This is a genomic window from Mycobacterium paraseoulense, assembly GCF_010731655.1.
Taxonomy (GTDB): Bacteria; Actinomycetota; Actinomycetes; order Mycobacteriales; family Mycobacteriaceae; genus Mycobacterium; species Mycobacterium paraseoulense.
The window spans coordinates 3,602,604-3,615,221 of the sequence record NZ_AP022619.1; the positions used below are offsets into that span (position 1 = coordinate 3,602,604).

Annotated in this window: 13 protein-coding genes and 1 pseudogene; 6 read left to right on the plus strand and 8 right to left on the minus strand. The window is 67.9% G+C overall.

The features are described from left to right. Positions 1 to 81 precede the first annotated feature (81 nt). Positions 82 to 498, minus strand: a complete 417-nt coding sequence (locus G6N51_RS16780) for a VOC family protein (RefSeq protein ID WP_083176188.1) — start codon at positions 496 to 498, stop codon at positions 82 to 84. A gap of 131 nt (positions 499 to 629) precedes the next feature. On the opposite strand from G6N51_RS16780, the gene G6N51_RS16785 reads away from it, so the two are divergent. Genes G6N51_RS16785 through G6N51_RS16795 form a run of 3 tightly spaced genes read left to right on the plus strand, consistent with a single transcriptional unit; the run spans position 630 to position 3,798 of the window. Then, entirely contained in the window at positions 630 to 1,601 is a 972-nt protein-coding gene (locus G6N51_RS16785) for an alpha/beta fold hydrolase (protein ID WP_083176190.1), read from the plus strand. Next, a complete protein-coding gene (locus tag G6N51_RS16790) occupies positions 1,598 to 2,785 on the plus strand; it encodes an LLM class flavin-dependent oxidoreductase (RefSeq protein ID WP_083176192.1) in 1,188 nt (395 codons plus the stop codon). Before G6N51_RS16785 ends, G6N51_RS16790 begins: the two co-directional genes overlap by 4 nt. Then, complete coding sequence (locus G6N51_RS16795) at positions 2,785 to 3,798, plus strand: zinc-binding dehydrogenase (RefSeq protein WP_083176194.1); 1,014 nt, start codon at positions 2,785 to 2,787, stop codon at positions 3,796 to 3,798. The genes G6N51_RS16790 and G6N51_RS16795 overlap by 1 nt, the downstream gene beginning before the upstream one ends. Positions 3,799 to 3,805: 7 nt before the next feature. On the opposite strand, the gene G6N51_RS16800 is transcribed toward G6N51_RS16795, so the two are convergent. The 4 genes and pseudogenes from G6N51_RS16800 to G6N51_RS29565 all read right to left on the minus strand — a co-directional run. After that, complete coding sequence (locus tag G6N51_RS16800) at positions 3,806 to 4,090, minus strand: WXG100 family type VII secretion target (protein WP_083176197.1); 285 nt, start codon at positions 4,088 to 4,090, stop codon at positions 3,806 to 3,808. Between the two features lie 39 nt (positions 4,091 to 4,129). Continuing rightward, on the minus strand, positions 4,130 to 4,426 hold the full coding sequence (locus tag G6N51_RS16805; RefSeq protein ID WP_083176199.1) for a WXG100 family type VII secretion target: 297 nt from the start codon (positions 4,424 to 4,426) through the stop codon (positions 4,130 to 4,132). A gap of 74 nt (positions 4,427 to 4,500) precedes the next feature. Continuing rightward, positions 4,501 to 5,598: a PPE family protein gene (locus G6N51_RS16810; protein ID WP_083176201.1), complete on the minus strand. Its 1,098-nt coding sequence runs from the start codon at positions 5,596 to 5,598 to the stop codon at positions 4,501 to 4,503. 731 nt (positions 5,599 to 6,329) lie between these two features. After that, positions 6,330 to 6,623: pseudogene (locus tag G6N51_RS29565) on the minus strand (PE family protein); the annotation flags it as partial. A 173-nt stretch (positions 6,624 to 6,796) separates the two neighbouring features. Here G6N51_RS29565 and G6N51_RS16820 point away from each other — a divergent pair. Both G6N51_RS16820 and G6N51_RS16825 read left to right on the plus strand, forming a co-directional pair. Next, entirely contained in the window at positions 6,797 to 7,147 is a 351-nt protein-coding gene (locus tag G6N51_RS16820; RefSeq protein WP_083176205.1) for a hypothetical protein, read from the plus strand. A 51-nt stretch (positions 7,148 to 7,198) separates the two neighbouring features. Further along, the gene (locus tag G6N51_RS16825) at positions 7,199 to 8,785 is read left to right on the plus strand and encodes an HNH endonuclease signature motif containing protein (RefSeq protein ID WP_083176207.1); all 1,587 of its coding nucleotides are present in this window, start codon (positions 7,199 to 7,201) and stop codon (positions 8,783 to 8,785) included. A gap of 25 nt (positions 8,786 to 8,810) precedes the next feature. On the opposite strand, the gene G6N51_RS16830 is transcribed toward G6N51_RS16825, so the two are convergent. Both G6N51_RS16830 and G6N51_RS16835 read right to left on the minus strand, forming a co-directional pair. After that, the gene (locus G6N51_RS16830; protein ID WP_083176209.1) at positions 8,811 to 10,049 is read right to left on the minus strand and encodes a PPE family protein; all 1,239 of its coding nucleotides are present in this window, start codon (positions 10,047 to 10,049) and stop codon (positions 8,811 to 8,813) included. Positions 10,050 to 10,060: 11 nt separating this feature from the next. After that, the gene (locus G6N51_RS16835) at positions 10,061 to 10,360 is read right to left on the minus strand and encodes a PE family protein (protein WP_083176211.1); all 300 of its coding nucleotides are present in this window, start codon (positions 10,358 to 10,360) and stop codon (positions 10,061 to 10,063) included. 400 nt (positions 10,361 to 10,760) lie between these two features. Here G6N51_RS16835 and G6N51_RS16840 point away from each other — a divergent pair, with 400 nt between their 5' ends. Continuing rightward, a complete protein-coding gene (locus G6N51_RS16840) occupies positions 10,761 to 11,507 on the plus strand; it encodes an SIMPL domain-containing protein (RefSeq protein ID WP_083176213.1) in 747 nt (248 codons plus the stop codon). Between the two features lie 474 nt (positions 11,508 to 11,981). On the opposite strand, the gene hpt is transcribed toward G6N51_RS16840, so the two are convergent. Then, positions 11,982 to 12,593, minus strand: a complete 612-nt coding sequence (gene hpt, locus G6N51_RS16850) for a hypoxanthine phosphoribosyltransferase (RefSeq protein WP_083175938.1) — start codon at positions 12,591 to 12,593, stop codon at positions 11,982 to 11,984. Positions 12,594 to 12,618 lie beyond the last annotated feature (25 nt).

A 12,618-nucleotide genomic window follows, 5' to 3' on the forward strand; every position in this document is an offset into this window, starting at 1 on the left:
ACGACGGGTTCCCGCCCAGGCGGGCGGTGGGGTGCGGGATCCCGCCCAGCCGGGCGGTCGGGGCGGACGACGGTGTCGTGATCATTCGTAATAGCGCGCCTCGACGACGTTGCCATCCGGATCGGCGAAGTAGTAGGCCTGCGGCGCCCAGCCGCGGGCCCCGAAATTGGGGCCCAGTCGCGCGCCGGTGTCCACTCCCGCCGCTTGCAGGCGAAGATCCAGCGCGTCGTATTCGGGCTTCGACAGCGCGAGACAGACGTGGTTCACCGGGTGGCCGGCGCTGCCGGGCACCCGCGTCAGCGACTCGGTGCCGGCGACATCGCCAAGCGGAACCAAGTCGATGATCGAGTCCTCACCGACCCGCACGCTCGGGAAGGGCGCGTCGCCGGCCTCGAACTCGGCGAACCGGACCGGCTCCAACCCGACCACCCTCGTATAGAAATCCATCGAGGCGCGCGGATTCCCGGTCCAGAGGACGACGTGATCGAGCCGCTTCATTCCCGTCCACCTGCTTTCGCGCAACTGCGATGGCTTCACGGCGATATCTACCAGCCGACGAAAGCCGTTGGGATGCTATTCGCAATCAGCATGAATCCTTCTCAGCCCCGCAGGGGTTGTGCTTTGGTGGCATGGTGCTCAAATCAACCGAACGGTTAGTAGAGACCAACGGTGTACAACTGCGGGTGACCGAGGCGGGCGAGCGCGGCGCACCGGTCGTGATTTTGGCCCACGGCTTTCCCGAACTGGCCTATTCCTGGCGCCACCAGATTCCGGTCCTCGCCGAGGCGGGATACCACGTGCTGGCGCCCGATCAGCGCGGCTATGGCGGCTCATCTCGTCCGGAAGCGATCGAGGCGTACGACGTACACCAGCTCACGGCCGACCTTGTCGGTCTCCTCGATGACGTCGACGCCGACCGTGCCGTCTGGATCGGACACGACTGGGGTGCCGCCGTGGTGTGGAACGCCCCGTTGCTGCACCCGGATCGGGTCGCGGCCGTCGCCGCGCTCAGCGTGCCCGCGGTGCCCCGGCCGAAGTCGGCGCCGACGCAGGCGTGGGGCAAGGCGTTCGGCGAGAACTTCTTTTACATCCTGTACTTCCAGGAGCCCGGCGTCGCCGACGCGGAGCTCAACGCCGATCCAGCCCGGACGATGCGGCGGATGATGGGCGGATTGCGGACATCGGGTGACCCACTCACCGCGTCGCGGATGGTGGCCCCCGGCCCCGAGGGGTTCATCGACCGCCTTCCCGAACCGGACGCGCTGCCGGACTGGCTCAGCCAGGAGGAACTCGATCACTACATCGCCGAGTTTTCCCGCACCGGGTTCACCGGTGGCCTGAACTGGTATCGCAACTTCGACCGTAACTGGGAGACCACCCCCGAGCTGACCGATGCGAAAATCACTGTGCCGGCGCTCTTTATCGGGGGAACCGCCGACCCGGTGTTGACGTTCACCCGCGCCGACCGCGCGTCACAGTTGATCACCGGCCCCTACCGCCAGGTGATGATCGACGACGCGGGGCACTGGTTGCAGCAGGAAAGGCCCGACGAGGTGAACGCGGCCCTATTGGACTTCCTCAATGGATTGGAGTTGCGATGAGCGCGCCACTTCGCTTCGGTGTCTTCATCACACCGTTTCACCCGATCGGTCAATCCCCAACGGTGGCTTTGGAATACGACATGGAGCGGGTGGTCGCACTCGATCGGCTCGGTTACGACGAAGCGTGGTTCGGCGAGCACCATTCCGGTGGCTACGAACTGATCGCCTGCCCGGAGGTCTTCATCGCGGCCGCCGCCGAGCGCACGAAACACATCCGGCTGGGCACCGGGGTGGTTTCGCTGCCCTACCATCATCCGCTGATGGTCGCCGATCGCTGGGTGCTGCTCGACCACCTCACCCGCGGCCGGGTCATGTTCGGCACCGGCCCCGGCGCGTTGCCATCGGATGCCTACATGATGGGCATCGATCCGGTCGACCAACGACACATGATGCAGGATTCGTTGGAGGCGATCCTCGCGCTGTTCCGCGCCGGTCCCACCGAGCGGATAGACCGCCACACCGACTGGTTCACGCTGCGCGACGCGCAACTGCACATCCGGCCCTACACCTGGCCCTATCCCGAAATCTCCACGGCGGCAATGATTTCTCCGTCCGGACCGCGGCTGGCCGGTGCACTGGGCACGTCGTTGCTGTCGTTGTCGATGTCGGTCCCCGGCGGCTACGCCGCGCTGGAAACCACCTGGGACGTGGTGCGCGAGCAGGCCGCCAAAGCCGGCCGGGACGAGCCGAACCGGGCCGACTGGCGCGTTCTGAGCATCATGCACATCGCGGACAGCCGTGAGCGGGCCATCGACGACTGCACCTACGGGCTGCAGGATTTCGCCAACTACTTCGGCGCGGCGGGGTTCGTTCCGCTGGCCAACAGCGTCGATGGTGCCCAGACGCCGCACGAGTTCGTCGAGGACTACGCGGCCAAGGGCAATTGCTGCATAGGAACCCCCGAGGACGCGATCGCCCACATCGAAGACCTGCTCGACCGCTCAGGCGGTTTCGGCACGCTGCTGATGCTCGGCCACGACTGGGCCTCCCCCGAGGCGACGTATCACTGCTACGAGCTGATGGCGCGCAAGGTGATCCCCCATTTCAAGGGACAGCTGGCGGCGTCGCGCTCGTCGCACGACTGGGCCAAGGGCAATCGTGACCAGTTGATCGGCCGGGCCGGTGAGGCCGTGGTGAAAGCCATCACCGAGCATGTCGACGAACAGAAGGGGGTGAAAAGCTGATGCGCGCTGCGGTATTGCGAGAGGGCCGGATGGTCTGTCGGGACGACGTGCCGGATCCCGTGCCCGGGGCCGGGCAGGTGCTCGTCGGCGTGCGGGCATGCGGGATATGCGGTTCGGACCTGCATTTCGCGGCGCACGGCGCACACGTGCTGCAGATGAGCGATCGGGTGGCCGGCGGCGCGGGCGGCATGCACGTCGACCTGAACCACGACGTCTTCATGGGGCACGAGTTCAGCGCCGAGGTTCTCGAGGCCGGACCCGACACCGAAACCCACCCGCCGGGAACGCTGGTCACATCGCTTCCGGTGTTGTTGTCCGCCAAGGGCGTCGAGCCAATCGTCTACAGCAACAGCACAATCGGTGGTTACGCCGAACGTATGCTCCTTTCGGCGCCGCTGCTGCTGCCCGTCCCGAACGGCCTGGACTTCAAACATGCGGCCCTGACCGAACCCATGGCGGTGGGGTTGCACGCCGTCAACAAGTCCAACATCGCCCCCGGCGAGACGGCCCTGGTCATCGGGTGCGGCCCGATCGGCATCGCGATCATCGCGGCCCTAAGCGCGCGGGGTATCGAAAACGTTGTGGCGTCCGATTTTTCGCCGAAACGCCGCGAACTCGCCGCCGCCATGGGCGCCCACCATACGCTGGACGCCGCACAGGGTTCGCCGTTCGACTCCGTCAAGCCCGCCGTGGTGTTCGAGGCGGTCGGAGTACCTGGCATCATCGATGACGTCCTGCTCCGGGCCCGGCCGGGCACCCGCCTGGTGGTCGCCGGCGTTTGCATGCAGCCCGACACCGTGCATCCGTTCTTCGCGATTGCCAAAGAGATCACTGTTCAGTTCGTCCTCGCCTACACACCGGAGGAATTCACCGACTCGCTGCGCGCGCTGGCCGAGGGTGACATCGACGTGAATCCGCTGATCACCGGGGAGGTCGGCCTGGACGGGGTCGGCGCCGCCTTTGACGAACTCGCCGACCCCGAACGGCACTGCAAGGTTCTGGTCACCCCTTGACCCGCCGTTAGGCCCAGCTGGATCCGACGGCGCTGTCGGTGCCGGCCATGTTGCTGCCCGCGGTTTGCACCTTCTGCCCGTGAGCGTTGGCCTGCTCGTAGATCACCTGGAAGTTGCGGCCCAGCTGGATGATGAACTCCTGGCACGCCGCCGAACCGGCACCGCCCCAAAAGTCGCCGGCGGCAAGCACATCGCGGACGATGGCCTGGTGTTCGGCCTCCAACGACGCGGCCTGTGCGCGAATGGTGGCCCCGTGGGAGTCGACATCACCGAATTGATAGTTGATCGTCATGTTGAACGTCTCCTGTTGGTAGAGGGGTTGATTGGTGGATTAGCTGCCCAGGACTTGCTGGGAGGCCTGCTCTTGCTGCTCGTAGTTGTCGGCGTCCCGAACCAGCCCATCCCGCACGCTGTGCAGCATGTTGACGATGTTGCGGAACGCTTGATTCATCTGGCCCATGGTGTCGTACGACGTCGCCTGCGCCTGGCCGCTCCAGCCGGCGCCGGAGATGTTCTGCGACGACGCCCACATCTTGCGGGCCTCGTCCTCCACCGTTTGGGCGTGGACCTCGAAGCGGCCCGCCATGTCCCGCATCGCGTGCGGATCGGTCATGAATCGTGCTGTCATTGAAGCTCTCCTTCGAAATTTGTTGTCAGGTGTGAATACTGGTCATCACTACGTCGAGGGCGCTTCTCCTTCCGTCATCCGACCACTCGCGGCAATACGCTTGCCGGAGTCGGCATGGTGCCACCGAATCCGCGCATCTCCATGCCGCCCGCTTGGGCCGCAGAGTTGCTCGAGGGTCGCAGCATTCGAGCCGCAGCGCCGGCACCCGCCAGTGGTGCGCCGGCCGGCGCGGCAGCTTCGGGAGTCGCCGCGGTCCAGCCGGACGGAACCGACAGGCCTCCGATGGGAGTGGCCTGGCCCATGGCCGCCGACGGCATCAGCCGCGCCGACGCCAGCCTCTCCGGAGCTTGCATCAGCGGCTGTGCGGGGATGAAACGTTGCATCCCGGACATCGCCCCCGGGGAGAAGGCGCTGGATGCGGGTATGCCGCCGGCAAGGGCGGCGCTGGAGGCGGGCACCCCACCCAGTGCCGTCGTGCCGGCGCCGCCCCCCTGGCCGAAGGGCATCCCGAGTAGGTCGGTGAAGCTGCCGATCGCCGATAGGAAGCCGCTTGCCAGCGACGAGGCGGGCGAATTGAGCGTCGAGGTCAGCCCCATGGCCGCTTGAGTCGCCATTCCCTGGGTGACGCCCTGCATAGCGGGCTCGGCGGAGGTGGTGGGCGGGGCGACGGCCATCGGCGCGAGCATGGCCGCCGCCGACGAGGCGCCGGCATAGGCGTACATGGCCATGGCGTCCTGGGCCCACATCTCGCCGTACTGCGCTTCGGTGGCCGCGATCGCCGGGGTGTTTATCCCCAGGAAGTTGGTCGCGACGAGCTGCATCAGCAGGGCCCGATTGGCGGCGATGAGCGGCGGCGGCACGGTGGCCGCAAACGCCGCCTCGTGGGCGACCGCAGCCGCGGTCGCTTGCATCCCCGCCTGCTCGGCCTGCGCGGCCGTGGCGTGCATCCAGGTCACGTAGGGAGCGGCGGCGGCGGCCATCGCGGCCGAAGACGGTCCCTGCCAGCCGGACTCGGTGAGTTCGAGGACCACCGTCCCGTAACTCGTCGCGGCTGAGCGCAGCTCCGCGGCCAATCCTTCCCAGGCCATCGCCGCCGCCAGCATCGACTCTGGTCCCGGGCCCGCATACATCAGACCGGAATTGATCTCCGGGGGCATCGCACCGAAATCCATGACTACATTCCTCTCTTTCCGTGGTTTCGCTATGCCAGCGCCGGCACGGGCTTCGGGCCGGCGGCGGCTTTGATGGCCGCGTGCGCGTGCACGACGTGCTCGCCGGGCGTGCCGGCAGGCAGGTGCATCGGGGCGACGTGTTCGGCGGGCAGGGCGGAAGCCAGGTCGGCCGCCGCGAGCGGCATCCGGTGGACGGGCGCCGTCGGCGCCAGCTGCGAAGGCGAGATGTGCTGGCCGGCACCCAAATCCGCGCCCGCGACATTCTCGGCGGGCGCCGGGCGGGCGGGCGCGACGTGCTCGAGATGCCGGGCGGGCGCCATGTGCGCAGGCGTGAGGTGCTCGGCGGGAGTTGCCGGGTGACCGCCGTAATTGGCGTTGGCATAGCCGCCGTGCTGCGGTGTCATGTGACCGCCGTAGTTGGCGTTGGCATAGCCGCCGTGCTGCGGTGTCATGTGACCGCCGTAATTGGCGTTCGCATAGCCGCCGTGCTGCGGTGTCATGTGACCGCCGTAGTTACCGCCGCCGCGCCCACCCTGGCCGAGGGGCGTCGCCGCCGCGAGTCGGCCCGGAGCGGCGGGGCCCGCGCCGGCGGGGGCGCCCGCCACCGGCCGGCCGGGGACGGTCGGGGTCACGCGGCTCGGCGCAGGCGGCGCAACCCGGGTGTGCATGGCGGGTGCTGGACGGGCAGGCGCGACCGGAGCCATGTGCGCGGGCGCCAGGTGACCACCCGCGGCCTGCTTCGCATTGGCGGCCTCGGTGGCCGAATACGAATCGGCACTCAACCCCAGGGCCTTGACGAACTGCTCGTGGATCATGCTCGCCTCGGCGCTGATCGCCTGATATTGCTGGCCGTAACCGGCGAAGGCGGCCGCGGTCATGATCGAAACTTCATCGGCCGCCGCCGGGACCACGCCCGTGATCGAAAACCCGGCCATCGAGTTGGCCGCGGTCACCGCGGAGCCGATCGCCTGCAGCTGGCCGGCTGCGGCTAACAGCAGCTCCGGGTCGGTGGTCAGGAACGACATGTGTCTTCTCCTCTTGCGATGCCGGATCTCGGCTTGGTTTGTCGTACTTGCAGACACTATGTCATAGATTCGGAATCTATGTCTAGTCTTTAGTCACTGGTTCTTTATTTCGGTCTACAACTCGCAGGTGGAGACAGTTTGCCCGCCTTTCGGCACCGGGTTACTCTGGGTGGATGCCACGAACCAATGCCGCGGGCTGGGGGCTGAGGCGCCTGCTCGAGGCGACGCTGAACCGCGACATCACCGTCGAGCAGTTGCGCGACGCGTGCGGTGTCACCAAAGGGCGCTGGTACGGGGCCGGCGGGCGCGCCAACGCCGACGACTTCCCCGACGCCGAGGAGGCCCGGCGCGCCGCGCACGCGTTCGGGCTGAGCGCCACCTGGCTGCAGGTCGAACTCGGCCTGATCACGCCGGAAGACGTGCACGGAGCTCTGGGCGAAGGGCAGTCGCTGGACCCTTTCCGTGCCACGACCCGACAGCGAGTGCTGATGCCGAATCCGACGCCGGACGCCTCGCCCGGCTAGCCGTCGTCGGCTGACGGTTATCTGTCGGCGCCACCGCCTATAATCGAACACATGTTCGAGATAGCGCCCGACCCCGCCTCTCTGGTGCAGGTGATCGAGTCGACGCACCGGCGGGAAGCAGAGCTGGTGGCCCGCCGACTGGCCGCGGTAGCGGCGCTGCTGCGGCATCGTGCGGCCGCCGCCGAGCGGCCGGAGCGCCCGCGTGAATATGCGGCGATCGACGCGTTCGAGCAGACTGCCGCCGAGGTCGCCGCCGCGATGAACCTCTCCCCCGTTGCGGCCAGCTACGTGGTGTCGTACGCGGAGGCGCTGGACACCCGGTTGCCGAAAATCGGGGCCCTGCTCGCGGCGGGCCGGACGGACTGGCGCACAGCGCGCCTGATCATCAGCCGGACCGACCTGGTGACCGACGAGAACCTGATCGCCGATATCGACCAATCGCTGGCCGAACGCATCGGTAACTGGCACGGGTGGTCCAAGCAGCGCATCATCAACGCCGTCGACGCCGCGGTTCGGGCCACCGATCCCGACGCCGCGCGCGAGCGCCACGTTGCCGCCCAGGACGACCGCCATGTCGGAATCAGCACCAGAGACGACGGGATGGCCGACATCTACGGGTCGGTCGCCGCCACGGCCGCAACCGCGTTTGACCGACGGCTCTCACAGCTCGCCAAGCAGGTGTGCCCGACGGACCCGCGGACGCTGGATCAGCGCCGGGCCGACGCACTCGCCGCGCTGGCCGAGGGCCGCGGGCTGGCCTGCGACTGCGGAGAACCGGAGTGTCCCAACCGAACCAGTGACCGCGGCCCGGTTAGGGGGGCCGCCGCGCAGGTGGTCATCAACGTCGTAGCCAGCGACCAGACCGTCAACGCCGGTGGCGGTGAGCCCGGCTACCTGGAGGGCTACGGCGTCATCGACGCCGCGCAGGTGCGCCGATTGGCGGCCGCGGCATCCATACTCGTCGCCGATCCGGTGACGAGTGCGGTCGAGGCGTTGCGCTACCAACCATCCGCGGCCTTGGAACGGGCCGTCCGGTGCCGCGATCTCACGTGTCGCTTCCCCGGGTGCAGCCGACCGGCCGTCGTCTGCGACCTCGACCACACCATTCCGTTCAACCACGAGAACCCGGCGGCTGGCGGGCGGACCGTCGCGGAGAACTTGAAATGTCTTTGTCGACAACATCATCGGCTCAAGACTTTCGGTGGCTGGCGCGATGAACAGCTTGCCGACGGCACCGTGATCTGGCTGTCGCCCGCGGGGCGGACTTACCGCACGTCGCCCGCCGGTGCCGACCTGTTCCCCCAGACCGCCCGCCCGGCCTGTTCGCCGCCTGTGCTTGCGAGATGGACCCGGTCGCAGCAACGCAGCGCGCGAATCATTCAGGCGCGCAACCACAACCGGGTGCAGCGGCCGATCAACGAGGCGCGGCGAGCGCTGGAGGAGGCCCGGCAACAGGAAATCGCAGCGCGCAAGTTCCGTAACCACATGCGCGACATGCTCTTCCTGTTCAAAGGCGCGCCGAGCACCAGCCCCTTCTGCACCTGGGTGAATGATCCCAAAGAGCCGGAAGAACTACCGCCTGACTGGATTCCCGACGAGCCGGCCCCACAGGCCCTGCCCGACGATCCACCGTTCTGACGCGCGCCCGCGCGGGGGACTCGAATCAGCCTCCCGCCGGTGGCTGAGCGATGACGGTGGGCTTGAAACCGTATCGCGGCGCGACGAAGTGGGCTGCCGCACTGCGTCCGGTCCCGCCGCCAGGCATCATCGGCACTCCACCCACCGCGTTCGTGGCGGGTTCGAAAGCCGCTGCCGCAGTGCCGCCGTTGAGCGCCACGGTGACGGTTGCCGTCGGGGCGGCGCTCGCCCATGCCCCTGGCACCGATAACCCGCCGATCGATGCCGCCTTGCCGACGGCGCCGCCGATCGAGCCGATCGAACCCAGGCCCGCGCCCGGAACGGCGGCGGGCAGAACCGCCTCGGCCGCTTTGGCGGTGCCCTCGGCGGCGGACTTCGCGGCGGGCATCATGCCCTGGGCGATGCCTTGGATGTCTTTGAACGATGTAGTGAATAGCCGTGTCGGCGAGATCAATCGGATGAACGCGTCAAAGGGCGTGCTGGCGTCCAGGGTCTGCGACCCGGTCAGACCCTCCAACAGGTCACCCAATGGACCGCCCACCACTATCCCGTCTCCCTCGGGGTTCAGCCCGATCATCCCGCCAAGGGAAAGCGGGGGATTCGCCGGCGGATTGCTCGTCAACCCGGCCAGCGACGACAGCGTCTGAGGCACCGCGTCGAGCACCTGTGCGTTGTCGGTTGCGCCGACGCCGGTCGCTTGGGCCACCGCAGCCGCCTGGCCGGTCACCCCGGCCGGGTTGACAGACGGTACCGCCGGTTCGAAGGGTGGCAACGTCGACGCCGCGGCCGAAGTACCGGCGTATCCGTACATCGCGGCGGCGTCTTGGGCCCACATGTCGCCGTATTGCGACTCGGTCGCCGCGATTGCCGCGGTGTTCTGGCCAAGAACGTTCGTCGCCATCAACTGCGCCAACAACGCCCGGTTCGCGGCGACCACCGCCGGGGGCACCGTTTCGGTGAACGCGGCCTCATAGGCCCCCGCTGCCGCCACGGCTTGAGCGCCGGCGTGTTCCGCTCGCCCGGCCGACCCGCGCAGCCACGCCACTTGCGGTACGGCCGCAGCCAGCATTGACGATGCAGCCGGCCCCTGCCACGGTCCGTCGGTGAGGCCCGTGATCACCGACCCATAGGAGGCCGCCGCGGAATGCAGCTCGGCCGCCAGCCGGTCCCAGGCCGCCGCAGCGGCCAGGAGGGGGCCCGATCCCGGCCCCGAGTACATCAGCGCGGAGTTGATCTCAGGTGGCAACTGCGCGAAATCCAGCATTGTCTTTCCGCCTAACCGACCGCGGCGACGTTGGCCGTCTCCGTTGCGACGTACGAGCCGGCGCAGACGCCGAGCGTTGTCGCCAGCTGCTCGCGAACCGCCGCGGCCTCAGCGCTGATCTTCTGGAAGAGCTTTGCGTGCCAGGAGAACTGGGCCGCGGTCAATATCGACACCAGATCGGCGGCGGCGGGCGCCACCCCGGTTGTCGGGACCACCACGGCCGAATTTCCCTCCCGCACGGCGGTGTTGATACCGTGCAGCTCGGCGGCGGCCACATCCATCATTTCCGGTCGGGTCATCAGGAACGACATTTTCCCTCCTCAAAAGTCCATCATTGCAACAGCTTTCGGCGCATCTGACCAGTGCCGAGTCAGACGTCTCGACACGTTAGGGCAGCGATGTCCACGGATGACAGCCCTCGAGACGCCAATTCATCACCGGGTCGATAACTGTTCACTTAGCTGGCCGATTGCCCCGCAAACATATGCCTTTGGCATGAACCTTATTGTGAACCAATATTTTTGGGGTCATATATGTGCTTATATGCGGCGCTCGAAAGGCTCAGAATAGGTTTGCCGAGAGTAGGCAGGAGTGGCGGTTGATTCCAAATATGTTCCGGCACAGCGATATTCGAATCGTCGGAACCCTGCAAGGGAGCTGCCGCGGCCAGCCCATAGCATCGGCGGGTCCCGAGCGGCTAGGGTGCCAGGCATGCCGGCCGCAACGAACGCCCCGAGATTTGCCCGTAAGTTGATCGCCTTGGCCGCCGCCGGGCTGGCGGCGGCCACGCTGTCGGCCTGCGATTCCCCGCCGTCGGCGCCCTCGCCCGGGGTCAACCCCCGTCAGGTCACCGTCTTCGGGTCGGGGCAAGTCCAGGGCGTCCCGGACACGTTGACCGCCGACGTCGGCATCGAATTCACGGCGCCCGACGTGACCGCTGCGATGAACCAGACCAACGACCGTCAGCAAGCGGTCATCAACGCTCTAGCCGGCGCCGGGGTCGACCGCAAGGACATCAGCACCACCGAGGTCACGCTGCAGCCGCAGTTCAGCAACCCCGAGCCCAACGGCACCGCGACCATCACCGGTTACCGCGCCACCAACGCCATCACGGTCAAGATCCACCCGCCCGATGCGGCGTCGCGGATGCTGGCCCTCATCGTGGGCACCGGCGGCGATGCCACCCGGATCAAGTCGGTCAGCTACTCCATCGCTGATGACTCGCAGCTGGTGAAGGATGCGCGCGCGCGAGCGTTCAACGACGCCAAGAACCGCGCCGAACAGTATGCCCAGCTGTCCGGGCTCCGGCTGGGCAGGGTGCTGTCCATTTCGGAGGCCACCGAGCCGACGGCGGGCGGGCCGCCGGCGCCACCGAGGGCCATGCCGAGCGCGGTCCCGCTGGAACCCGGCCAGCAGACAGTGAGCTTTTCGGTGACCGCCGTGTGGGAGCTGGACTAGTGGCGATCGCAAGCGCGGCGTAGCCGGGCGCGGCGGGTCGCCACCATCGAACCCGTGGCGATCGCAAGCGCGGCGTAGCCGGGCGCGGCGGGTCGCCACCATCGAACCCGTGGCGATCGCAAGCGCGGCGTAGCCGGGCGCTGCGGGTCGCCACCATCGAACACGTGGCGATCGCAAGCGCGGCGTAGCCGGGCGCGGCGGGTCGCCACCATCGAACCCGTGGCGATCGCAAGCGCGGCGTAGCCGGGCGCGGCGGGTCGCCACCATCGAACCCGTGGCGATCGCAAGCGCGGCGTAGCCGGCGCGGCGGGTCGCCACCATCGAACCCGTGGCGATCGCAAGCGCGGCGTAGCCGGGCGCGGCGGGTCGCCACCATCGAACCCGTGGCGATCGCAAGCGCGGCGTAGCCGGGCGCTGCGGGTCGCCACCATCGAACCCGTGGCGATCGCAAGCGCGGCGTAGCCGGGCGCGGGCCTACTGCTGGTAGACCCTGGGGTCCAGGGTGCCGATGTACGACAGGTCGCGGTAGCGCTCGTCGTAGTCCAGGCCGTAACCCACGACGAAGTCGTTCGGGATGTCGAAGCCCACGTAGGCGATGTCGACGTTGGCGCCCTTCGCGTCGGGCTTGCGCAGCAGCGTGCACACGCGCAGCGAGCGCGGATGGCGACTGGAGAGGTTGCGCAGCAGCCACGACAGGGTCAGCCCCGAGTCCACGACGTCCTCGACGATCAGCACGTCGCGGCCCTGGATGTCGCGGTCCAAGTCCTTGAGGATCCGCACCACGCCCGACGACGAGGTCGAGGATCCATAGGAGCTCACGGCCATGAACTCGAACTGGGTGGGCACCGGGATCGCCCGCGCCAGATCGGTGACAAAGATCACAGCACCCTTGAGCACCGTGATCAGCAGCAGATCCTGGCCGGTCTCGGTCATGACGTCGCGGTATTGCCCGCCGATCTCGCCGCCGAGTTCGGCGATTCGCGCCTGGATCTGCTCCGCGGTCAGCAGAACCGACTTGATGTCCCCCGGGTACAGCTCCACGGGCTGCGCGGGGGTGATCGCCGAGGAGATCTGGGCCACGCCCACAGAGTGCCACGCCACCGGCCGAAAA